Origin of the sequence: Streptomyces sp. NPDC096046 (assembly GCF_040303285.1) — a bacterium.
Lineage (GTDB): Bacteria > Actinomycetota > Actinomycetes > Streptomycetales > Streptomycetaceae > Streptomyces.
In genome coordinates, this window is sequence record NZ_JBEOSZ010000024.1 from 99,274 (window position 1) to 121,000 (window position 21,727).

18 protein-coding genes are annotated in these 21,727 nt (G+C 72.3%); 11 read left to right on the forward strand and 7 right to left on the reverse strand.

Going from position 1 to position 21,727, the window contains the following annotated elements:
- Positions 1-27 precede the first annotated feature (27 nt).
- From ABTX62_RS21805 to ABTX62_RS21815, 3 genes are all read left to right on the forward strand, one after another.
- Positions 28-2,037 (forward strand): serine/threonine-protein kinase, encoded by a 2,010-nt coding sequence (locus tag ABTX62_RS21805; protein ID WP_352117710.1) that lies wholly within the window; start codon positions 28-30, stop codon positions 2,035-2,037.
- 136 nt (positions 2,038-2,173) lie between these two features.
- On the forward strand, positions 2,174-3,811 hold the full coding sequence (locus tag ABTX62_RS21810) for a succinic semialdehyde dehydrogenase (protein WP_352117711.1): 1,638 nt from the start codon (positions 2,174-2,176) through the stop codon (positions 3,809-3,811).
- 36 nt (positions 3,812-3,847) lie between these two features.
- Positions 3,848-5,635: a GMC family oxidoreductase N-terminal domain-containing protein gene (locus tag ABTX62_RS21815; protein WP_352117712.1), complete on the forward strand. Its 1,788-nt coding sequence runs from the start codon at positions 3,848-3,850 to the stop codon at positions 5,633-5,635.
- Between the two features lie 91 nt (positions 5,636-5,726).
- Here the strand turns inward: ABTX62_RS21815 and ABTX62_RS21820 are convergent, their stop codons facing one another.
- Positions 5,727-6,710 carry an LAETG motif-containing sortase-dependent surface protein gene (locus ABTX62_RS21820; protein ID WP_352117713.1) on the reverse strand — a complete coding sequence of 328 codons (984 nt, stop codon included), beginning with the start codon at positions 6,708-6,710 and terminating at the stop codon, positions 5,727-5,729.
- Positions 6,711-7,058: 348 nt separating this feature from the next.
- Between ABTX62_RS21820 and ABTX62_RS21825 the strand changes: the two genes are divergently transcribed.
- Positions 7,059-8,228: a hypothetical protein gene (locus tag ABTX62_RS21825; protein ID WP_502997993.1), complete on the forward strand. Its 1,170-nt coding sequence runs from the start codon at positions 7,059-7,061 to the stop codon at positions 8,226-8,228.
- Positions 8,229-8,767: 539 nt separating this feature from the next.
- Here the strand turns inward: ABTX62_RS21825 and ABTX62_RS21830 are convergent.
- Positions 8,768-9,277: a chorismate mutase gene (locus tag ABTX62_RS21830; RefSeq protein WP_352117715.1), complete on the reverse strand. Its 510-nt coding sequence runs from the start codon at positions 9,275-9,277 to the stop codon at positions 8,768-8,770.
- A gap of 99 nt (positions 9,278-9,376) precedes the next feature.
- On the opposite strand from ABTX62_RS21830, the gene guaA reads away from it, so the two are divergent.
- Complete coding sequence (gene guaA / locus ABTX62_RS21835) at positions 9,377-10,954, forward strand: glutamine-hydrolyzing GMP synthase (protein ID WP_352117716.1); 1,578 nt, start codon at positions 9,377-9,379, stop codon at positions 10,952-10,954.
- 10 nt (positions 10,955-10,964) lie between these two features.
- On the opposite strand, the gene ABTX62_RS21840 is transcribed toward guaA, so the two are convergent.
- A complete protein-coding gene (locus ABTX62_RS21840; RefSeq protein WP_352117717.1) occupies positions 10,965-11,438 on the reverse strand; it encodes a pyridoxamine 5'-phosphate oxidase family protein in 474 nt (157 codons plus the stop codon).
- A 250-nt stretch (positions 11,439-11,688) separates the two neighbouring features.
- On the opposite strand from ABTX62_RS21840, the gene ABTX62_RS21845 reads away from it, so the two are divergent.
- From ABTX62_RS21845 to ABTX62_RS21855, 3 genes are all read left to right on the forward strand, one after another.
- Positions 11,689-12,483 carry a class II aldolase/adducin family protein gene (locus ABTX62_RS21845; RefSeq protein WP_352117718.1) on the forward strand — a complete coding sequence of 265 codons (795 nt, stop codon included), beginning with the start codon at positions 11,689-11,691 and terminating at the stop codon, positions 12,481-12,483.
- A 544-nt stretch (positions 12,484-13,027) separates the two neighbouring features.
- Positions 13,028-14,299 (forward strand): hypothetical protein, encoded by a 1,272-nt coding sequence (locus ABTX62_RS21850; protein ID WP_352117732.1) that lies wholly within the window; start codon positions 13,028-13,030, stop codon positions 14,297-14,299.
- Between the two features lie 138 nt (positions 14,300-14,437).
- Entirely contained in the window at positions 14,438-14,968 is a 531-nt protein-coding gene (locus tag ABTX62_RS21855) for a DoxX family protein (RefSeq protein WP_352117719.1), read from the forward strand.
- 15 nt (positions 14,969-14,983) lie between these two features.
- Here ABTX62_RS21855 and ABTX62_RS21860 read toward each other — a convergent pair whose 3' ends face one another.
- On the reverse strand, positions 14,984-15,205 hold the full coding sequence (locus ABTX62_RS21860; RefSeq protein ID WP_352117720.1) for a hypothetical protein: 222 nt from the start codon (positions 15,203-15,205) through the stop codon (positions 14,984-14,986).
- A complete protein-coding gene (locus ABTX62_RS21865; RefSeq protein ID WP_352117721.1) occupies positions 15,192-16,661 on the reverse strand; it encodes a PspC domain-containing protein in 1,470 nt (489 codons plus the stop codon). The genes ABTX62_RS21860 and ABTX62_RS21865 overlap by 14 nt, the downstream gene beginning before the upstream one ends.
- 178 nt (positions 16,662-16,839) lie before the next feature.
- Here ABTX62_RS21865 and ABTX62_RS21870 point away from each other — a divergent pair, with 178 nt between their 5' ends.
- Together ABTX62_RS21870 and ABTX62_RS21875 are read left to right on the forward strand one after the other, a co-directional pair.
- On the forward strand, positions 16,840-18,132 hold the full coding sequence (locus tag ABTX62_RS21870; RefSeq protein WP_352117722.1) for an ATP-binding protein: 1,293 nt from the start codon (positions 16,840-16,842) through the stop codon (positions 18,130-18,132).
- On the forward strand, positions 18,129-18,869 hold the full coding sequence (locus ABTX62_RS21875) for a LuxR C-terminal-related transcriptional regulator (protein ID WP_352117723.1): 741 nt from the start codon (positions 18,129-18,131) through the stop codon (positions 18,867-18,869). Before ABTX62_RS21870 ends, ABTX62_RS21875 begins: the two co-directional genes overlap by 4 nt.
- 9 nt (positions 18,870-18,878) lie before the next feature.
- Here the strand turns inward: ABTX62_RS21875 and ABTX62_RS21880 are convergent, their stop codons facing one another.
- Positions 18,879-19,937 carry a C40 family peptidase gene (locus tag ABTX62_RS21880; protein ID WP_352117724.1) on the reverse strand — a complete coding sequence of 353 codons (1,059 nt, stop codon included), beginning with the start codon at positions 19,935-19,937 and terminating at the stop codon, positions 18,879-18,881.
- 418 nt (positions 19,938-20,355) lie between these two features.
- Here ABTX62_RS21880 and ABTX62_RS21885 point away from each other — a divergent pair, with 418 nt between their 5' ends.
- Positions 20,356-20,709, forward strand: a complete 354-nt coding sequence (locus ABTX62_RS21885) for a hypothetical protein (RefSeq protein WP_352117725.1) — start codon at positions 20,356-20,358, stop codon at positions 20,707-20,709.
- On the opposite strand, the gene ABTX62_RS21890 is transcribed toward ABTX62_RS21885, so the two are convergent.
- Entirely contained in the window at positions 20,687-21,622 is a 936-nt protein-coding gene (locus ABTX62_RS21890; RefSeq protein ID WP_352117726.1) for an SLAC1 family transporter, read from the reverse strand. The two genes, ABTX62_RS21885 and ABTX62_RS21890, sit on opposite strands and share 23 nt — an antisense overlap.
- Between the last annotated feature and the right edge of the window lie 105 nt (positions 21,623-21,727).

The following is a 21,727-nucleotide window of genomic DNA, read 5'->3' on the forward strand; positions in this document are numbered from 1 at the left end:
AAGCGTCCCACGGGGTACTGATGGGGCATGAGCAATGACGGGGGCGGGACGGACGACGCCCGGGGCCGGACCATCGGTGGGCGGTACCGGCTGGTCGAGCGCATCGGCTCCGGTGGGACGGGCTCCGTCTGGCGGGCCTATGACGAGCTCGCGCAGCGCGAAGTCGCCGTCAAGCAGCCCCGGCTGCCGGGCGGTCCGCAGGACGAGAGCCACCGGCGGGCCGCGCACCGGCTCCACCGCGAGGCCCGCGCCGCCGCCCGCGTCGACCATCCCGCCGCCGTCACCATCCACGACGTGGTCGTCGAGGCGGAGCGGCGCGACGAACGTCCGGGCCCCAAGGGTCCCGACGAGCTCGACGCGGCCGAGGCACTGGACGGACTCCCCTGGATCGTCATGGAGTTGGTGCCCGGCGAGTCCCTGCACGAGACGCTCCGGCGCGGCCCGGTCGACGCCACCGAAGCCGCCCGTATCGGCCTGGCCGTCCTCGGTGCCCTGCGCGCCGCGCACTCCGTCGGCATCGTGCACCGGGATGTGAAGCCCGCCAACGTGCTGCTCGGCCCGGACCGACGCGTCGTCGTCACCGACTTCGGCATCGCCCAAGGGCAGGGCGAGGGCACGCTCACTGCGTGTGGGGAGTCCGCGGGCTCGCTGGAGTTCGTCGCGCCCGAGCGGATGTCCGGCCGCATCGCCGGGCCCGCCTCCGACCTGTGGTCCCTGGGCGTTCTGCTGTACGCGGCCGTCGAGGGCTCCTCCCCGTTCCTGCGGGCCACGCCGGAGGCCACGCTCGCCGCGATTCTCGGCGCCGAGCCGTTCGAACCGGAGCAGGCGGGACCGCTGGGGCCGCTGATCGCACGGCTGCTGGTGCCGGACCCCGACCGACGTCCGGACGCCGAGGAGGTCGCGAAGGAGCTGGAGGCGGTGGCGGGGGCCACTCCGACGGAGACGGCATCACCAGCGGTCGAGCACATAGGCATGCCCGACGAGCAGACCGCGGCACCACTCGGCCCTGCACCCGTCGCGCAGTCCGGCGCCTTCGCGCCATCGGCACAGCCCGGCGTGCCTGTCGCGGAGTCCGGCGCCTTCGCGCCATCGGCACAGCCCGGCGTGCCTGTCGCGGAGTCCGGCGCCTTCGCGCCATCGGCACAGCCCGGCGTGCCTGTCGCGGAGTCCGGCGCCTTCGCGCCATCGGCACAGCCCGGCGTGCCCGCCGCGCAGTCCGGGGCCCCCGTGCCCGCCGCGCGACCCGACCCTCTGCCCGTCGCACCCCCCGCTCCCCCACTCACCGCACACCCCGGCTCTCAGCCCGCAGCCCTGTCGGGCCCCAGCTCTCAGCCCGCAACCCCGCCGCCGGGCCCCGGCTCCCTTCCCGCGACCCCGCCGGGTCGCGCTCCCGCCACGCCGCCAAGCCCTGCTCCCGCCGCGCCCGCTCCCCTCGCGCAGGAAGACACCGCACCTCCCAAACGCCGAACCCTCCTCCGCCCCGGCCCCCTCGCCCTCCTCAGCGCGCTGCTCGCCGGTGGCATAGGGGCCGTCACCCAGCTCGCCGAGACCAGCAGCGCGGAGAGCGCCGAACAGGCCGCCGACGCCACGGACGCCTGGACCCCGCACCCCGAGCCGGACATGGCGGCCGTCCTCCACCTGCCCCGCCACTACCGCCCGCTCGACCGGACCGGCGGCGCTTCCGGCCGGCCCCGCACAGTGCTCTACGGCAACGAACGGACCGGCGCGATCCAGGTTCGCCTCCTCTTCTGGGACGAGGCCCCGGCCTCCCCGATGGAGCGGGCCAGAGAGGCGCACGAGACCGGCGGGGAGGCGCGGTACAGCCGCACCCGCGTCCAGGGCTGGGAAGCCGCCCTCGCCGACACCACGTACCACCGGGGCGAGATCCCCAGACGGGTCCTGCGCATGGTGGTCCGCACCGGGGACGACCGCATGTACGAACTGCGGGTCGACATGCCCAGGGGAACGCCGGAGGAGGAAGAGGGCACCTCGGTGTTCGAGGGCGCCCGGGAGCGGCTCGGGATCGTAAAAGGCTGAGTCACACCCGCCGGTCACCCACAACGTCCTGATCAGCGCGTTCGTTGCCAGCAGCCACTGGCGTCGTGTGTGCACTCGGTGAAGCCGTGTTACCGACGGGTACCCAAAGTCTGCGCCGCGGCATACCCTGCGGCTCATGACGGACGCGCAGGCCCCCGAGAAGACGGCAGAGACCGGCACGGCACAGACCGGCACGAACCCCCTCGCCCCCGCCCCGGAGGGCGCCCGCACCGCCGCGGACGTGGTCACGCCCGAACTGGTCGCCCAGCTCACCAAGGGCGTCGCCGGCTCCGGCCGGACCGCCAACCACACGCCGTTCACCGGTGAGAAGCTGGCCGACCTCCCCGAGTCGACGCCCGAGGACGTGGCGAGGGCCTTCGAACAGGCCCGCGCGGCCCAGGCCGTGTGGGCGCAGACCCCCGTACGGCAGCGTGCCGCCGTCCTGCTCCGCTTCCACGACCTGATGCTGGAGCGGCAGGCCGAGGTGCTCGACCTCATCCAGTTGGAGACCGGCAAGGCCCGCCTGCACGCCCACGAGGAGGTCCAGGCCGTCGCCGTCGCCGCCCGGCACTACGGCCGCAAGGCCCCGGCCTACCTCCGGCCCAAGCGGCACGCCGGCGCCATGCCGACCCTCACCAAGGTCACCGAACTGCGCCACCCGCGCGGCGTCGTGGGCCAGATCGCCCCCTGGAACTACCCCCTGGAGCTGTCCGTCGGTGACGCGCTCCCGGCCTTCGTCGCGGGCAACGCCGTCGTCATGAAGCCGGACACCGAGACCTGCCTGACCGCCCTGTGGGCCCGCGACCTGCTCATCGAGGCCGGACTGCCCGCCGACGTCTTCCAGGTCGTGCTCGGCGACGGCCCGGTCGTCGGCCCCGAGGTCGTCCGGCACGCCGACTACGTCTCCTTCACCGGCTCCACCCGCACCGGCCGCGAGGTCGCCCAGGGCGCCGCCGCCCGGCTGGTCGGCGTCTCCCTCGAACTCGGCGGCAAGAACGCCATGCTGGTGCTGGAGGACGCCGACATCGAGAAGGCCGCGGCCGGAGCGGTCCGCGCCTGCTTCTCCTCCGCCGGCCAGCTCTGCATCTCCATCGAGCGGCTCTTCGTCCACGAGTCGATCGCGGACGCCTTCCTGGAGCGCTTCGCCGCCCGCACGAAGGCGATCCGCCTCGGCACGTCCCTGGCGTACGGCGCCGACATGGGTTCCCTGGTCGGGGAGCGCCAGCTCGAAACCGTCACGCGGCATGTCGAGGAGGCCGTCGCCAAGGGCGCGAAGGTCGTCGCGGGCGGGGTGGCCCGCCCCGACATCGGCCCGTACTTCTTCGAGCCCACGATCCTCGACGGCGTCGCCACGGACATGTCCGTCTGCGGGGAGGAGACCTTCGGCCCGGTCGTCTCGGTCTACCGCTTCACCGACGAGGACGAGGTGATCGAGCGCGCCAACGCGACGGCGTACGGCCTGAACTCCTCGGTCTGGACGAGGAACGGCCGCCGCGGGCAGGAGGTCGCCGCCCGCCTGCGCACCGGCACGGTCAACATCAACGAGGGATACGCCCCCGCCTACGGCAGCGTCCAGTCGCCCATGGGCGGCATGAAGGACTCGGGCCTCGGCCGCCGCCACGGCTCCGAGGGCATCCTCAAGTACACCGAGGCCCAGACCGTCGCCCACCAGCGTGTGCTCCCCATGGCCCCCTCGCTGGGCATGGACGACGAGAAGTACGCCCAGTTCATGAGCCGCAGCCTCCGCTTGATGAAGGCGTTCAGGTTCCGCTAGACCACCCGCACCGCACACTCGAAGGGGAGACGGCACGTGCCTCAGGACGCTTACGACTACGACGTCATCGTCGTGGGTTCTGGATTCGGCGGCTCGGTGACCGCCCTGCGCCTCACCGAGAAGGGCTACCGCGTAGGCGTTCTGGAGGCCGGCCGGCGCTTCACCCGCGAGACCCTCCCCAAGAACTCCTGGGACCTCAAGAACTACCTCTGGGCGCCGAAGCTCGGCATGTACGGCATCCAGCGCATCCACCTCCTCGGCAACGTCATGGTCCTGGCGGGCGCCGGCGTCGGCGGCGGTTCCCTCAATTACGCCAACACCCTCTACGTCCCGCCGAAGCCGTTCTTCGAGGACCCCCAGTGGCGTGACATCACCGACTGGCAGGAGGAGCTGAAGCCGTACTACGACCAGGCCCGCCGCATGCTGGGTGTACGGCTCAACCCGACCATGACGCCCTCGGACGTCCATCTGAAGGCGGCGGCGGAGCGGATGGGCTGCGGCGACTCCTTCCACATGGCTCCGGTCGGCGTCTTCTTCGGTGACGGCGAGGACGCCGACGGCACGGTGAAGGCCAAGCCGGGCCAGGAGGTGCCCGACCCGTACTTCGGCGGCGCGGGCCCGTCCCGCAGGGCCTGCGCGGAGTGCGGCGAGTGCATGACCGGCTGCCGCCACGGCGCGAAGAACACCCTGAACGAGAACTACCTGCACCTCGCCGAGAAGGCCGGGGCGGTCGTCCACCCCATGACGACGGTCGTGTCGCTCACCGACGACTCGCGCGGCGGCTACGCCGTCGCCACCCTGCCCACCGACGACCGCGGCAAGAAGAAGGGCCGCACCTTCACGGCCCGCCGGGTCGTCCTCGCCGCCGGCACCTACGGCACGCAGACCCTGCTGCACCGGATGAAGGCGGGCGGCCGGCTGCCCCACCTCTCGGACAAACTGGGCGAGCTGACCCGCACCAACTCCGAGGCCCTGGTCGGCGCCCAGACCGACGACCGGCGCTACCGCAAGGCGCACGGCACACCGAAGGCCGACTTCACCAGGGGCGTGGCCATCACGTCCTCGATCCACCCCGACGCCAGCACCCACATCGAGCCGGTCCGCTACGGCAAGGGCTCCAACTCGATGGGCAGCCTGTCCATCCTCCAGGTCCCCTACGCCGGGACGAACTCGGGCACCTCGCGGGTCCTGGGCTTCCTCGCCCACGCGGCCCGCCATCCCGTGCTCGTGCTGCGCTCCCTGTCCAACCGCCGCTGGTCGGAGCGGACCATCATCGGCCTGGTGATGCAGTCGCTGGACAACTCCCTGACGACGTACGTGAAGCCGTCGGGCATCGGCCGCGGCCTGCTCACCGCCCGCCAGGGCCACGGCGCCCCCAACCCCAAGCAGATCAAGGCCGCCACCGACGGTGCCTCGGCACTCGCCGCCGAGATCAACGGCTTCGCGGGCTCCAACGTCGGCGAACTGATGGGCACTCCGCTCACCGCCCACTTCCTGGGCGGCTGCCCGATCGGCGACTCGCGCGAGTCGGGCGTGATCGACCCGTACCACCGCCTCTACGGCCACCCCGGCATCTCGGTCGTCGACGGCGCCGCGGTCTCCGCCAACCTGGGCGTCAACCCGTCCCTCACCATCACCGCCCAGGCCGAGCGGGCGATGTCGTACTGGCCCAACAAGGGCGAGCCCGACCCACGTCCGCAGCAGGGCGCGGCCTACGAGCGTCTCCAGCCCGTCGAGCCCAAGTCCCCGGCGGTCCCGGCGGAGGCGTTCGGCGCGCTGAAGCTGCCGTTCCTCGGCATGCCGGCGGTACCGCCGAAGAACTGAGCGACCCGGCAAGACAGAAGAGGGACCTGCGCCCCCCTCCGAGCGCAGGTCCCTCTTCTGCTTGGTGCAACGGCCCGTCGGCCGCTATGGCTTACGCCTGCACGCCGGCCTTGCGGCGACGCACCACGAAGATCGCGCCGGCACCGGCGACGACCGCGGCACCGCCGACCAGGCTGATCATCGGCAGGGCGGAGCTGGAGCCGGTCTCGGCGAGGCTGCCGGTGACCTCCGGCGTGGTGCTGCTCGGCTTCTCGTCGGTGACGGGCGCCTTGCCGCCCTCCTGCGGCTTGGTGCCGCCGGTGTCCGTACCTGCGGAGACGATCTGGAACTTGTACGACACGTCGCCGAAGCCGGTGCACTCGGCGTCGTTGTCGCCGTAGATCGTCGCGCCGAGCGAGAAGCCGGCGCCGACCGGGGCGGACTTGCTGACGTTGAGGCGCAGCGGGATGTTCACCTCGTACTCGGGCTGCAGCTCGTCGGTGTAGCCGACGTAACCGACCGCGTAGCCGCCCGCGTTGAGGTCGACCCAGATCTTGTCCTCGGGGTCCCAGGCCTGGAGCTGGACCTGCTTGCTGGTGAACAGCTCCTCGCCGTTCTTGTCGGGGGAGGCCCCGGCGAAGAAGTCGAGGTCGTTCAGCGTGGAGTCGGAGTTGTTCATCACGTTCAGCGAGAACTTGTGCCAGCCGCTGCCCGCCGCGATCTTGCCGGGCAGACCGGAGATGCTGACGTCGACCTTGGTGTCCTCACACACGGACGGCTCGGGGTCCGGGGTCTCGGACTCCTCGGGCTCGGACGCGGTGGGCGCCGGGGAGGACTCGCTCGCGGACGCGCTCGGCGAGCTGGACGTCTCGGGAGCGGACTCGCTCACGGAGGCGCTCGGAGTCGGCGTCGTCTCGGCGGGGGTGGACTCGGTCACCGACGGAGAGGGCGACGTCTCGGGAGCGGACTCGCTCACCGACGCGCTCGGCGTGGGCGTGGTGTCGTCGGTCGCGTACGCGGCCGGTGCCGCGAGCAGAGCCACCGGGGCTATGACCGCCGTAGCGGCCGCTGCTGCCATGGCGCGGCGAAGCTTCATGAAGACCTCGGAAAGTCCGGCGTACCGCGTGATGCGGCACGAACGTTGGGGGAGGCCTCCGCGTGTGGGGCGCGGGTGTGGCCCTTGGTTCGACGTGTTTGATCAGTGACGGCTGTGAATGGTTGTACTGGTCCTAACAAGGTTTTTATGTGTCCCGCGTCACACATCCGAAGATCCCGATCAGGGGCGATATGTCATGCGAGCGCCATTGCCGAAGGGCGAGACCGGCCTGGACATCACCTGGACCGAGTACGGCGCCATGTAGCGACGAAGGCTCCCGCAGCCTTGTCCGAGGGCTGACGTACGCTCGGCCGCCCGGCAGGAGATCACGAGAAAGCGCGAAGAACCATGGCCGACAGATCGCCAGAAGGCCCCAGACCCGGTCCCGGTGAAGAGTTCGAAACTTCCTCGTCGTCCATATCCGACGGCATGTGGGAGAAGTTCCTTGACGACAGCGAACGCGACATCCGTTCCTCCGCCCCCAAGGAGCCGTCCGCGCGAGCGCGCATGGTGACCGAGCGGCTGCGCGAGCAGGACGCCCGGGGTGAGTTGCCGCCGGGGTGGCGCACCGGCCCCGCCTGGCAGGAGATGAACGGGCGTGCCGCCCGACGCCGCAGGTTGTGGGCCGTCCTCGGCGTGGTGGTCACCGCCGCCGTGGTGCTGGTGGCCCTGAAGCCGTCGCTGCTGCCCGGCGACCCCTTCGGCACCGGGGAGTCGCAGGCGGCCGAGGCCTCGCCCCTGCCCGACGAGACGGCGCCGCCCACCGCCGCGCCCGAGTCGCCGGACCCCGAAACCCCCACCCTGGACGAGCCGTTCGCCGGTTCCCCGGCCCTGCGCTGGGCCGACGGCGAGGCGGGCATCGTGCTGCCCGAGGCCAAGGCCGTCGGCTCGGTCTCGAAGGACCGTGTGGAACAGGCGCTGAAGCTGACGAAGAAGCTGCTGGTGGGCGCCAACCTCGACCCGAAGGCGGTGCGTGGCGCGCGCCCCGATGCCGCGTTCTCCGTGCTGGACCCCAAGCAGCCGGACGTCATCGACCACCTCGAGACCGCCCTGCGCTCGCCGAGCAGGAAGCACGACCCGGTGTCCCTGTTCAGCCGGTTCGACCCCGACGAGATACGGCTGGTCGGCGACGTGATCAAGACGCGCGGCCGTATGACGTTCAAGAAGGGCGAGCACGGGGGCGTCGCCGTGCGTGCCGACTACACCTTCGTCTACCCGGTGTCGCGCGCGGACGGTTCCACCGAGGTCACCCGCACCATCGTGCGCCGCGTCCTTGAGGCGGAACTCGCCGGCCCCGCCCGGTACCAGGTCACCCCGGGCCGGCTGCTCGTCGTGGAGTACGACCAGGAGATAGGCAACTCCTCGTGCTTCGTCTACGACGGTTACCTGCACCCGGAGTTCTCGTCGAGCGCCACTGCGGGCTCGACTCCGAGCGGCCCGGCCGTGGATCCGTACGACCGGAGCAGGGGCATCGACGACGGCGACCGTGAGGACTGCGGGACGGTGACCCGCACCTGACGCTTCGCCGGACGGTCGGCCGGCATGGAGCGAAGGGCCCTGCGGGGTGGAGCCGCAGGGCCCTTCTTCTCGTCAGCACCGACGTCAGGGCAGCGCCGGTGCCGGGAAGCGGCGCCGGGGGGTAGCGCCGCTGGTCTGTGCCTCTGGAAGTGCGGCAATGCGGGTGCCCTCGGGGGTACTTGGGCTGTATACGCATCGTGCTGGATGAACGCGTCGCCCGCAACCGTTTGACCCAGACTTGTGCATTTATGCAAGGTCCGCCGGTGGGCCCCGGGCGTCCCCGGGGCCCACCGTTCTCTGGGTGACCGGGCTGCTGTCCCCTGCCGTCCGGTCACACCCCTGGAGCGAGGTCCCACGACGCACGGCACGATCCGTGCGTCTCATCGCCCCAGTGAGCCACGCGTGGTTCTTTCGGGCCCGCCCCTGGCTGGCACGGACACCGAGACCAACGAGGTCGTGCCCGGGCGGTCACGCGCCGTACGGGTGAGAGAGGCGCGCACGTCTGTCCCGGGAACACCGGTCCCGGTCGTGGGGCGGCTTCAGATCTTGCCGCGGCACAGCTCCAGCAGGGTCATCGCGAGCGCGGTGCCCGGCTTGCCCAGGGCCGCCCTGTAGTGGCCGAGCACGTCCATCTCGCGGGAGAGGTTCACGCGTCGGCCGCCGGAGGCGATCCGCGCCTCCTGGATGACGGCGGAGACCGCCACCCGTTCCTGGATCAGGCCGATGATCCGGTCGTCGAGCGCGTCGATCCGCTCGCGCGCTCCGGTGATCACACCGGCGGCCTCGGGGGTACGGGCGCCGGTCACGTCGATGGCGGTCATAGGGGGCTCCTGGTGGTCAGGGGCTGCCCCGGGGCGACAGGGCCCGGACGACGACAGGCGCCCCGGGCCTTGTCGGCCCGGGGCGCCTGGGAAGTCGCTTGTCAGTAGCTCAAGCAGCACGACCATGGCGTCCGGCGGGCCGGATGCCATAGGTAAAGACGAACGTCTGGTGCTTGAACATGGGGCAAGTATGCACCGGCTTCCAGGAGCGTCCAAGCGGGTTCGCATCCTGAGACGGGGCCGGTGCCCGGCACACGGAAACAGCCGCACGGCCCCCCGGTAGAATCGGGTGCACAAGACCCCCGCCCCACCGCCGGAAGGCACCCCGTGTCATCAGCGACTCCCGCTGCCAACGCCGCCGACACCGTCCTGGTCGTCGACTTCGGCGCGCAGTACGCCCAGCTCATCGCCCGTCGTGTCCGCGAGGCGCGGGTCTACAGCGAGATCGTGCCGAGCACCATGCCGGTCCAGGAGATGCTCGCCAAGAACCCCGCGGCGATCATCCTCTCCGGCGGCCCCTCGTCGGTCTACGCGGAGGGCGCGCCCAGCCTGGACCGCGAGATCTTCGAGGCCGGCGTCCCCGTCTTCGGCATGTGCTACGGCTTCCAGCTGATGGCGCGGACCCTCGGCGGCACCGTCGACAACACCGGCGCCCGCGAGTACGGCCGCACCGACCTGCACGTCTCGGTGTCCTCCACCCTCTTCGAGGGCACCCCCGCCGAGCAGCCCGTCTGGATGTCGCACGGCGACGCCTGCTCCGCCGCCCCCGAGGGCTTCTCCGTCACGGCCTCCACGGACGTCGTGCCGGTCGCCGCCTTCGAGAACGACGAGAAGAAGCTCTACGGCGTCCAGTACCACCCCGAGGTGATGCACTCCACGCACGGGCAGCAGGTGCTGGAGCACTTCCTGTACCGGGGCGCGGGGCTCACGCCGAACTGGACGACCGGCAACGTGATCGAGGAGCAGGTCGCCGCCATCCGCGAGCAGGTCGGTGACAAGCGCGCCATCTGCGGGCTGTCCGGCGGAGTGGACTCCGCCGTTGCCGCGGCCCTCGTCCAGAAGGCAATCGGCTCCCAGCTGACCTGCGTGTACGTCGACCACGGCCTGATGCGCAAGGGCGAGACCGAGCAGGTCGAGAAGGACTTCGTCGCCGCGACCGGTGTGCAGCTGAAGGTCGTGGACGCCGAAGAGCGGTTCCTCAAGGCGCTGGCCGGGGTCTCCGACCCCGAGGAGAAGCGGAAGATCATCGGCCGCGAGTTCATCCGGGTCTTCGAGCAGGCCCAGGCCGAGATCATCGCCGACGAGGGCCCGGCTGTGGAGTTCCTGGTGCAGGGCACGCTCTATCCGGACGTCGTCGAGTCCGGCGGCGGCACCGGCACCGCCAACATCAAGTCCCACCACAACGTGGGCGGCCTGCCCGAGGACCTCGAGTTCCAGCTGATCGAGCCGCTGCGCAAGCTCTTCAAGGACGAGGTCCGCATGGTCGGCCAGGAGCTCGGCCTGCCGGAGGAGATCGTCCAGCGCCAGCCGTTCCCCGGTCCGGGCCTCGGCATCCGCATCGTCGGCGAGGTCACCAAGGAGCGTCTGGACCTGCTGCGCGAGGCCGACGCCATCGCCCGTGAGGAGCTGACGGCGGCCGGCCTCGACCGCGACATCTGGCAGTGCCCGGTGGTCCTGCTCGCCGACGTCCGCAGCGTCGGCGTCCAGGGCGACGGCCGCACCTATGGCCACCCCGTCGTGCTGCGCCCCGTCTCCTCCGAGGACGCCATGACGGCCGACTGGTCACGCCTGCCCTACGAGGTCCTCGCCCGGATCTCCACGCGGATCACCAACGAGGTCAAGGACGTCAACCGGGTCGTCCTCGACGTCACCTCGAAGCCGCCGGGCACGATCGAGTGGGAGTGACCCCCGAGCCCTACGCACGCTTGATCGTGCGCAGGGGCGCGCCGGGCGTCCAGACTTGGACGACGAGGTACGTGTCGTCCTCGACGTAGGTCCGTACGACCTCCGTCAGCTCGGTGCGGAAGAGGTGGAACGGCTCCGGCGGTTCCACCTCTTCGACGTATCCGGCCTTCGTCTCCCCGTCGTGGACCTCGATCGCCCGGCCGCTGATCCGGACGTCGCCGCCGCCCATGCCCGTGCCCTCCCCGGGGTTCGCCTGGAGTGCGAAGCGCGGGTCGCGGCGCAGGTCGAGGGCCTTGAGTGAGCCCGGCATCATGCCGAGCCACAGTTCGCCGCCGAGGAAGCGCACCTCCAGACCGCTGGTGCGGGGCGAGCCGTCCTTACGGAGAGTGGCGAGGATGTGGTGGGTGAAGGCGCCGAAACGCTTCTCGACCGTGCGGGCCAGATCCGGTTCGGCGGTGGTGAATGCCGCCCAGTTCGCTGTCATACGGCGATTGTGGCGCCCAAATCCGACATCCTCTGTCAGATATCGCTCCGGCGCCGGCCGGTGTCACACGGCTCCGTTCCCGCCTCTCGCAGGGTGGCATGGCGGCGCTGATGGTGCCGGCACGGCGACGGACACCGGACCCGTGAGCCCCCGCAAGGGTTGCGCGCGTCATCTTCACGGAAGACCTCTGTTCACCCAACCTCACCGGCGGTAGCTTCCGCCCCTAGAGCACCCCAGTGCCGGAGGAAACATGCACGGGCCCACGCCGCCTCTCCCGGTCCCCACCGACCGCTTGCGGTTCGCGATGCCGCCGATGCACGAGTCGGTCGAGGACGAGCGCCGGCACCGCAAGGAACGCCTCGCGGGCGCCCTGAGGATCTTCGGCCGGCTCGGCTACGAGGACGGCGTCTCCGGGCACATCACCGCCCGCGACCCGGAGTACTCCGACTGCTTCTGGGTCAACCCCTTCGGGATGCCCTTCCGGCACGTCACCGTGAGCGACCTCGTGCTCGCCAACCAGGACGGCCAGGTCGTCGACGGCCGGTACCACGTCAACCAGGCGGCCTTCACCGTGCACGCCCAGGTCCACGCCGCCCGGCCCGACGTGGTCGCCGTCGCCCACTGCCACTCCGTGCACGGCCGGGCGCTCGCGGCCCTGGGGGACCTGCTGGAGCCGATCACCCAGGAGAGCTGCGCCTTCTACGAGGACCACGCCCTCTACGACACGTACACCGGCGTCTCCGTCGACGCCGAGGAGGGGCGGCGCATCGCGGCCGTGCTCGGCTCCCGCAAGGCGCTCGTGCTGCGCAACCACGGACTGCTGACCGTCGGCGACTCGGTGGACGCGGCGGCCTGGTGGTTCGTGTCCATGGAGCGCTCCTGCCAGGTACAGCTGACGGCCCAGGCGGCCGGGCGCCCGGTCCGGATCGAGCACCGGATGGCGGTGGCGACACGGGAGCAGCTGGGCGGCGACCTGGTGGCGTGGATCAACTACCAGCCGATGTGGGAGGACGTCAGCCGCAGCGAACCGGGCCTGCTGGGCTAGTGCCGCAGCAGGCAACGTTCGCCCCGTCGCGACGCCCGGCACGCACTCTCGCCGCACCGGGCGCAAGCCCAAGTACACCCAGTACGAGGGCTTGCACCCGGCACGCCGAGAGCACGCACCGGACGCCGCTCCTTGACGGGCAAACGTTGCCTGCCGCGGCACTGGCACAGCCAGTGGAGCGGCACGGAGCGGTGCGGGACGGGCGTGATCCGGAGCGTGTCGCCGTCGAAGGCCCGGGTCCCGTCACGCTGGATGATCTCGGCCCTAGGGGAATTCTCCCGGCCGGGTCAACACGGCACGCCGAACTTCACCCGTGTTGACCAGACCGATCGGACGGGAACCGGGCGGTGTAGGGCACAATTCGCTGTCGGCGCAGGGGAGTTGCACAGCGGCGTTTCCGGGGTCCGGAAGGCCGGCGGTGGTTGGGTCGCGGGAAGGGCGGGCGTCGGGCGTGGCGGTGCGGGAGGCGGGACAGGGCGGCGCGGAGTCGGGCGGTTACGCGGGTGCCTATGCCGAGGGGTGCTCGGGTGGCTACGCCGGTGGCCTGACCGGCGGGCACCCGGGTGGCCCCGGGGGCGACCACGGGGGCGGGTGCGCCTGTGAGGACTGCCCGCACGGCGCGCGCGAGGGGCACCGGCGGGCCGTCGCCGCGTTCCTGCGCCGACGGGACGAGTTCGCTGCGGGGCAGGGGCTGCCGGCCGCGGTGGCCCACTCCGCGTCGGCGTCCCGCCAGTGGGTCTCGGAGGAACTGGCGCAGTCCGCCGAGCACGTCGCCGAACGGGGGCGGGCCGAGGGGCAGGCCTGGCTGACGGGCCTGTGGCGGCGCACGTCGGGCGTGGTGGGGGCGGCCGTGGTGCTGCTGCTCCTCGGGCAGGCCCTCACGGCGGTCAGGGCGGGCTGGACGGCGGCGCGTACGGCCGGACTGGCCGCGGCGCTGGTGACAGCCCTGTCGCTGACCGCCGCTTCGTGGTTCCACCGGGCCAAGGGCGGGGTGCTGGCACCGCTGATCGGTGAGGACAACCGGCTGTCCACGTCCCGTACGGTCGCCGCGGCCTGGGTGCTCTTCGTGGCCTACGCGGTGCTCGTCCTCGCGGGGCGGCTGGCCGCCGCCTCCGGCCACCGGGAGCGGGACGCGCTGATCTCCGGGCTGGGCCTCGCCCGGGGTGCCGGGGTCGTGACCGTGCTCGCCGTGGTGTGCGGGATCGCCATGCTCGTGCGGCGGGTGGTGGCACTGCGGGTGCTGGGGCAGCGGCTGCAGAAGGTACGCGCCGACCGGCCCCGGGCCGCCGACCTGCTGACCGACGACGCCGGGCGGGGCACCTTCGCCGACATCCAGTACGTGGTGATCAGCGGTGTCGCCCTGGTCTTCGCCGCGGTACGGCTGGCCAGGCGGCCGGAGCAGCTGCCGGACCTGCCGTGGGGCCTGGCGCTGGTGATGCTGGTGTCGGCGGCGACCTATCTGGCCGGAAAGTACGCGGAGGGCGGCCGGCCGGTCATCCTCTCCGTGGTCCGGGCCCGGGAGGCGGGTGATCTGGACGGGCCGATCCGCACCGGGGACGACATCGAGATCCGGGGAGCCGGCTTCGTACCGCCGGGCGCACAGGCGGCCGACCGGCTGGCCCGGATGGTCGTACGCGTGGGCGCCGTCCATGTCCACGTGCCGCTGGTGCCGGTGCCCGGCGGGTTCAGCAACCCCACGGACACCCGGCTGACGGTGCCGGTGCCGGCCGACGTGGAACCCGGGAGGGTGGACGTGCAGGTGGTCACGGCGGCCGGGGTGGAGACGAACCGGTACGCGGTCGACGTCACCGAGTGAGTGCGGGCTCCTCTGAGCACTCCCCAGCACCGGCGTGACGGAAAAAAGCCGTTCGCCCGGGATTGAGCGCGGTCCGTTCGTCGTACGTATGGTCTGTCGAGGGGCTCGGCACCGGCGGGCGAGAGGCGGCCATCAGTGATGACTCACGGTATGCGGACGGACACGCACACACCGCACTTCGGTGAGGGGGGAGGCTGGCGGGACAACGCGACCCGCTACGCCCTGCTGCCCCTGCGCCTCTTCCTCGGCGTCACCTTCATCTACGCCGGGCTGGACAAACTCACCGACAGCGCGTTCATGAGGGACTCCGGCGCCGGGTCGATCGGCGACATGATGCGTGCCGTACGGGACTCCTCCGCCGTTCCCGCCCTGGTCGACCTCTCCCTCAAGAGCCCGGTCGGTTTCGGCTACGCCATCGCCTTCGGGGAACTGGCCGTCGGCATCGGCACCCTGCTCGGACTGTTCGCCCGGCTGGCCGCGCTCGGCGGCGCCCTGATCTCCCTCAGCCTGTGGCTGACCGTGAGCTGGGCCTCCGACCCTTACTACTACGGCAACGATCTCGCCTACCTCATGGCCTGGACCCCGCTCATCCTGGCGGGTGCGCCCCTGCTGTCCGTCGACGCCGCGCTGCGGTCGCGACGACGGCAGCGCGGCGGCGGCTACCGGTAACAGGCCCGCCCGCCGTCACGCCGGGTCGGCGTCCGACCGGCTTGCCCGGCGGCGCCGTACGCGGCCGGTCAGGAGCGCCACCGCGCCCGCCAGGCACAGCCCGCCCGCGACGAGGGGGATCGCCACGAACCACGGGGTCTCCCAGGCGCCGCCCGCGTCGCCCGCGTAGAGCACGCCCACCAGGATCAGGACGGCGCCGGCGACCAGCTTTCCGGGCCGGAATTCATGACGTCGCACGGGTCACCTCCGCCTGTCCCATACCGACCTGGAGATCCAGGTCGATGGTGCCGGACTTCTCGATGCCCTCGGCGGGGGAGAGGGTGATCTCCTTGTGGCGACCCGGCTGCACGTCCACGTCCTTCGGGTCGTCGCCCGGCAGCTGGAGGTCGCCGAGGCTCACCTCGACGTTCAGCCGCACGGTCACGTCCTCGGGCACGAGCACCCTGATCCGGCCCATCCCGACCTCCGCCCGCGTCGTCACCGTCTGTTTCCCGGTCACGTCCAGCCTGCGCAGATCCAGGGTGCCGACGCCCGTGCCCAGTTCGTAGCGCGGCCGTACGTCCGCCGCCGTGGCGGGCTGCCAGGTGGTGCGCGACCAGTGGGTGGCGATGTCCTTGGGCAGGGCCGCCGCGCCGGCGAGCAGTCCGGTCGTGACGATCGCCAGGAAGATCGAGCCGGCACCGGTCCGGCCCAGGAAGGCGCTGACGGCTATGCCCAGGCCCAGGACGGCGAGCGCGCAGGCCAGCCCCGTCTGGAGGCTGGTGCCGAGCGGGTGCCCGTCCCAGGTGCGGCTGGTGCCCAGGGCCCCCGCGAGCAGGGCCAGCAGGAAGACCCAGCCGCCGATCCAGCGAGGGCCCTGCGCACGGGGCGGCCCAGGACGCGGGGCGGGTATGTCCTCGTGCGCGCCGGGCCGGGTGCCGAGGCTGACGTCGACGGCCGCCGCGACGTCCAGGTCGTGCGTGTTCCGGGGCCCCCACAGATATCCCGTGCCGCCGAAGTGGGTGCCGTCCTTGACGATCGGGTCACGCCACCAGGAGGGGGAGGTGAGGAGCACCGGCGGCGCCTGGGGCTCCGGTGGGGCGTCGGCGACGGCCTGGGCGGCGATGGGGTCGGGGCTGGGGACGCCGCGCTGGCGCGACCAGTAGCCGGCGCCCGCGAGGAGGAGGGAGAGGATGACGGCGAAGGTCAGCACCCCGCCGTTGTTCAGCATGGTCAGGAACACCCCGCAGCCCACCAGCGCGAACAGCACGGCTGCCAGGGCCTGGCCGTCGACGCGGCCGGTGAGCAGTTTGCGGACCTCGTTCTCCTCGTCGTCGTACGGGACGAAGAGCCAGGCGAAGCCGTAGAAGATCAGGCCGATGCCGCCGGTGGCGGAGAGCACGGCGAGGGTGATGCGGAAGATCACCGGGTCCATGTCGCACTGCCGTCCGAGCCCGGCGCAGACGCCGGCCAGGGTCTTGTGCCGGCGGTCGCGGCGGAAGGCGTGCGGCGGACCGGCCGGGACGGCGTCCCCGGCCGAGGCGGCGTCCTCGGCCGGGGAGGCCGCGCCGAGTGCTCCTCCCCGCTCTCCCGCGTCCGCGCTCCCGGGCGCGGACCCCGCGGCGGGCGCGGCATCCTGCGGCCCGGCGCCCGCGGCGGGACCCGGGACGGAGCCGGGTCCCGGGCCCGTGGCGGCGTGCTCGTGATCGGTCATGGGTCCATGGTGACGGGCGCGACGCCCGGGCGGGAGCCGGAACGACCCTGGCCGGACCCTGATATCGGCCCTGAGAGGTGGCTCGGGAACCGTTCCGGGGGCGGCCCGGGGGAGATCAGGGGAGCCCTAGGGGCCGACCCTGATGCTCCGGCCTCCCGCACATGTGACCATCAATGGCATGTCGGAAGCCGCAGCAGCGCCACTCGCCGAACCGCGGCCGCCGCGCAAGCTCTACCGCAGCAGTGACGGACGCTGGCTGGGGGGCGTGGCGCGAGGGCTCGCCGGGCACCTCGGGCTGCCCGTGATCTGGGTCCGGCTCGTCTTCGTCGGCCTGTTCATGGCCGACGGCCTCGGCGCTCTGCTGTACGCCGCGTTCTGGTTCTTCGTGCCGCTCGGGGTCGGCGGTGTCGAGGCGCACAAGCCGCCGTCGCCCCCGGCCGCCGAGACCTCGTCCGACGGCCGCCGCAGACTGGTCGCGCGCAGACCCGACAAGGGCCAGATCGTGGCCCTGCTCCTCATGGTCGTGGTGGCCATGGTCTTCGTGGGCAACGTGAACCTCAGCGGCGGAGCCAGGGCGTATCTGTGGCCGATGGTGCTCGTCGGCGCGGGCGTCGCCCTGGTCTGGCGGCAGGCGGACAACGCCCGCCGGGCCCGCTGGGCCGAGGTCGGCCGCCGTCGGCGCACGGTGACGCTGCTGCGCTCGGTGGGCGGTGTGCTGCTGGTGACGGCCGGCGTCTCCGGCATCTTCGTCCTCCAGGGCTCCGCCGCCCACCTCGGCTCGGTCCTGCAAGCGGCCCTGGCGGTCCTCGTCGGGATCACGCTGCTCGCGGGCCCGTATCTCGTCCGCATGACGCAGGACCTCTCCGAGGAGCGCCTGATGCGCATCCGTGCCCAGGAGCGCGCGGAGGTCGCCGCCCATGTGCACGACTCGGTGCTGCACACGCTCACCCTGATCCAGCGCAACGCGGAGAACGCGAACGAGGTGCGCCGCCTGGCGCGTGCCCAGGAGCGCGACCTGCGCACCTGGCTCTACAAGCCCGAGGGCACCGGCAAGGACGAGGCCGACGAACCCACCACCCTCGCCGACGCCGTGCGGCGCGACGCGGCCGAGGTGGAGGACAAGCACGGTGTGCCCATCGAGGTCGTGGTCGTGGGCGACTGCCCGCTCGACGAGAGAACCGGCGCACAGATGCAGGCCGCGAGGGAAGCAATGGTGAACGCCGCCAAGTACGGTGGCGAGGGCGGCGCCGTACAGGTCTTCGCCGAGGTCGAGGGGAGGACGGTCTTCGTGTCCGTCCGGGATCGCGGCCCCGGCTTCGACCTCGACTCGATACCCGCCGACCGGATGGGTGTCAGAGAATCGATCATCGGCCGCATGGAGCGCCACGGCGGTACGGCGCGGCTGCGCGCGGTGCCGGACGGCGGCACGGAGGTCGAGCTGGAGATGGAGAGGGCGGAGAAGACGTCATGAGCGACCCGACCGAGACGAACGGTACGGCGGGATCGGCGGAGGCGGCCGGGCCCACGGAGCCGGGCGGCGGCCCCGGGCGTCACGTGCGCGTGGTCCTGGTGGACGACCACCGCATGTTCCGCACGGGGGTCCAGGCCGAGATCGGCCAGACCGAGCAGACCGGTGTCGAGGTCGTCGGAGAGGCCGCGGACGTCGACCAGGCCGTCACGGTCATCACCGCGACCCGGCCCGAGGTGGTCCTCCTCGACGTGCACCTGCCCGGTGGGGGCGGCGTCGAGGTGCTGCGGCGCTGCGCCCCGTTGATGGGCGACACCGAGCAGCCGGTCCGCTTCCTCGCGCTGTCCGTGTCGGACGCGGCGGAGGACGTGATCGGCGTGATCCGCGGCGGGGCCCGCGGATACGTCACCAAGACGATCACCGGCACCGACCTCGTCGACTCGGTCTTCCGCGTCCAGGAGGGCGACGCCGTCTTCTCCCCGAGGCTGGCCGGGTTCGTCCTGGACGCCTTCGCCTCCACGGACGCCCCGCCGGTCGACGAGGACATGGACCGCCTCACCCAGCGCGAGCGCGAGGTGCTGCGGCTGATCGCCCGGGGGTACGCGTACAAGGAGATCGCCAAGCAGCTGTACATCTCGGTGAAGACGGTCGAGTCCCATGTCTCGGCGGTGCTGCGCAAGCTCCAGCTGTCGAACCGGCACGAGCTGACGCGCTGGGCCACGGCCCGCCGGCTGGTCTGACGCCGGCGCTCACACCACCCGCGTCGCCCCCGCGTACGGCATCTCGTCGAGCGGGGCGACGCGTACCGGCGCCGAGGGGTTGGGCGCGTGGATCATCCGCCCGTTGCCCACGTAGATGCCCACATGGCTGATGCCGGCGTAGAAGAAGACCAGGTCGCCCGGGAGGAGTTCGGAGCGGGAGACGCGGCGGCCGGCGGCGATCTGGGAGTACGTCGTGCGGGGCAGGGAGACGCCCGCGGCGCGGTACGCGGCCTGGACCAGGCCCGAGCAGTCGAAGGCGTTCGGGCCGGTGGCGCCCCACACATAGGGGCTGCCGAGCTTCTGGTAGGCGTAGGAGACGGCGGCGGAGGCGCGGGAGCCGGGCGCCTGGGTCGAGGTGGAGCCGGGGGCCGCCAGGGTGTCCCGCGCGCCCGTCGAGCGTGAGGCCCGCTCCGGCGAAACGCCGAGCCGGGAACGTTCCTGCGGGGTGAGCCGGGACAGCAGCTGCCGGGCGGAGCCCAGCTGGCCGGTGATCGTCTTCTTGTGCCGCTCCAGCTCCGTCTGCCGCGACCTCAGGGAGGTCAGCTCGATGCGGGCGGCCCCGCGCAGCTGCTCGATCTCCCGGAGCTGCTTGCGCACGCCCGCGACGGCGGCGTGCTGCCGGTTGCCGGCCCGTTCGACGAGTTCGGCGTTCTCCAGGTACCGGTCGGGGTCGTCGGACAGGGCGAGCCGCACCGCGGGGTCGAGACCCCCGGCGCGGTACTGCGCGGCGGCGACCGACCCGAGGGCCTCACGGGACGAGTTGAGCCGTTCCTCCTTGCGTGCCGCCTGGTCCTGGAGGTCCTTCAGCCGCTGCCGGGCCGCTTCGGCCTGCTCCTTCGCGCCGTTGTACTTCTCGGTGGCCACCTCCGCCTGCTGGTACAGCTTGTCCACCTCGGCCTTGACCTGGCCGGGGGTGAGCTGTGGGTCGGCGTGTCCGGTCCCGTCGAAGCCCGTCGCCGTCGCCGCGCCCGCGAGGGCGATCGTGGCGGCCGTTCGGGCCTTGCCGCCACCCAGTGCGCGCTGTCGGGGCTTGCGGTGTGCTGCCACCTGGAGGCCACGTCCTTTCCTCGACCGCCGGTGGGTGCGTGCGGCCGCCGGGGGAGCGGACGGGCGGCCTGCGCGTCCGGCGACGGCCCGCACAGGGGGAGCGGAACGCCGCCGGACTTCTCGGCGGTGGTGTCCGACTGCCGCCCCTGGCCCGGGCGGCGGTGGGGAGCCGGGCACCTGGAGGGGACGTTAGGCGTCGCCGTGGCGGGCCGGTGGCAGGTGTGCGGAAGTGTCTCGAGAGGACCGACGGTGACCGTATGCGACCGTGGTCCCGCCCCGGCCCCGTCTGCTTCACTCAGCGTGATGACCGATGTGTCGAATCGTGGGCGAGTGACCGTGATCGGGTGCTATGGGGCGCATATATGCGTCGGCGGACCGGTGCCGGCGGCCTGCGAGCCCCTGATTAGGCTCCGGCCTCATGGACGTACTCATCCACCTCTTCGTCGGCCTCCACATCATCGGCATCGCCTCGCTCCTGGGCGGCTTCCTGACCCAGATGAAGGCGATGGGCGAGGGCACCGCGCGCTACACCCCCGCCATGCTGCACGGCGCGCTGACGATGCTGGTCACCGGTGTGATCCTGGTGGGCCTCAACCAGGCCGACGACCAGTCCGTGAACAACCTCAAGATCGGCGTGAAGCTGGCCCTGCTGATCGTGATCCTGGGCCTGGTGTACGTGAAGCGGGACGACGAGAGGGTGGACAAGGGCCTCTTCGGCCTGGTCGGTCTGCTGACCACGGCGAACATCTTCATCGCCGTGCTCTGGACCTGACCCGGGAGCGCCGGGCACGGGCCGAGGCGAGCGCCCAGACGGTGCACCCGAGCCAGGCGGCCACCGCGACCCACAGCAGCGCCTCTCCCGCGACGCCGAGCCAGGGGACGTCCAGGGCGGCGGCGACGGCCAGGGTGGCCGCCGCCGTCACGACCGCGGCGAACACCGTCGACCAGCGCCGCACGTCGTACTGGGGCCGGGGCCAGAACAGCTCGGCGAGGAACAGGGCGACGCACGCGACGAGGGCGAGCACGAGCAGCATGACGCTCGTCGTGCGCAGGGCGTCGGTGTTCTCCTCGTTCCACAGGTACAGGCGTGCGCTGTCGGCGCTGAGGAGCTTCGCCCCGGCCAGTGCGGACAGGGCGAGGGCCCCGGCCGCGAGCCAGTGGTCGCCGCGCCCCTCCTCCACCTGCCGGGGCTGGAAGCGGAACAGGGCGCGGCCGTAGAGCGCGAGTCCCAGCCAGAACAGGACCAGGGCCGCGTGGGCGAGCCAGGCCACCGCAGCCGCGGCGGCGAGCGTGGCGCCCAGCACGGCGAGGCCCTGGGTGGCCACGCAGCGCAGGAAGACCGTGCCGCGCCGCTCTGTGACCCGCACGCCGAGCAGCGCCGCCCAGAGCAGCATGGCGAGTGCCAGCAGCGCCTCGGCGAGCGGCTGCGGACCGGCCGCGGAGAAGCCGGTGCCGAGCACGGCGGTCGTCGCCACGGCGGTCAGCGCCGCCGCCACCTCCGCCCGCCACGCGCCGTGGGCCCGCTGGGCGAGGCCCGTGGCCGCCACCAGCCAGGCCGCGCAGGCCAGGGCGAGGGCGATGCGGGAGAGGACCTCGTGGTCCGCCGAGTCGAGACCGACCGACAGGACACCGGTCGCCAGCGCATACATCGCCCACCAGGTGGCAAACGGGGAAGGACCGGACATGGTGCCGATGCTAGTGCCGCAGCAGGCAACGTTCGCCCCGTCGCAACGCCCGGCACGCACTCTCGCCGCACCGGGCGCAAGCCCAAGTACACCCAGTACGAGGGC

Excerpts from the sequence above, each read along its gene's own strand:
- ABTX62_RS21825 (WP_502997993.1), top strand. The coding sequence starts at position 7,059 with ATGGCCGACAGATCGCCAGAAGGCCCCAGACCCGGTCCCGGTGAAGAG.
- ABTX62_RS21855 (WP_352117719.1), top strand. The coding sequence starts at position 14,438 with ATGACTCACGGTATGCGGACGGACACGCACACACCGCACTTCGGTGAG.
- ABTX62_RS21845 (WP_352117718.1), top strand. The coding sequence starts at position 11,689 with ATGCACGGGCCCACGCCGCCTCTCCCGGTCCCCACCGACCGCTTGCGG.
- ABTX62_RS21805 (WP_352117710.1), top strand. The coding sequence starts at position 28 with ATGAGCAATGACGGGGGCGGGACGGACGACGCCCGGGGCCGGACCATC.
- ABTX62_RS21890 (WP_352117726.1), bottom strand. The coding sequence starts at position 21,622 with ATGTCCGGTCCTTCCCCGTTTGCCACCTGGTGGGCGATGTATGCGCTG.
- ABTX62_RS21865 (WP_352117721.1), bottom strand. The coding sequence starts at position 16,661 with ATGACCGATCACGAGCACGCCGCCACGGGCCCGGGACCCGGCTCCGTC.
- ABTX62_RS21840 (WP_352117717.1), bottom strand. The coding sequence starts at position 11,438 with ATGACAGCGAACTGGGCGGCATTCACCACCGCCGAACCGGATCTGGCC.
- ABTX62_RS21820 (WP_352117713.1), bottom strand. The coding sequence starts at position 6,710 with ATGAAGCTTCGCCGCGCCATGGCAGCAGCGGCCGCTACGGCGGTCATA.
- ABTX62_RS21830 (WP_352117715.1), bottom strand. The coding sequence starts at position 9,277 with ATGCGAACCCGCTTGGACGCTCCTGGAAGCCGGTGCATACTTGCCCCA.
- ABTX62_RS21810 (WP_352117711.1), top strand. The coding sequence starts at position 2,174 with ATGACGGACGCGCAGGCCCCCGAGAAGACGGCAGAGACCGGCACGGCA.
- ABTX62_RS21885 (WP_352117725.1), top strand. The coding sequence starts at position 20,356 with ATGGACGTACTCATCCACCTCTTCGTCGGCCTCCACATCATCGGCATC.
- ABTX62_RS21870 (WP_352117722.1), top strand. The coding sequence starts at position 16,840 with ATGTCGGAAGCCGCAGCAGCGCCACTCGCCGAACCGCGGCCGCCGCGC.
- ABTX62_RS21875 (WP_352117723.1), top strand. The coding sequence starts at position 18,129 with ATGAGCGACCCGACCGAGACGAACGGTACGGCGGGATCGGCGGAGGCG.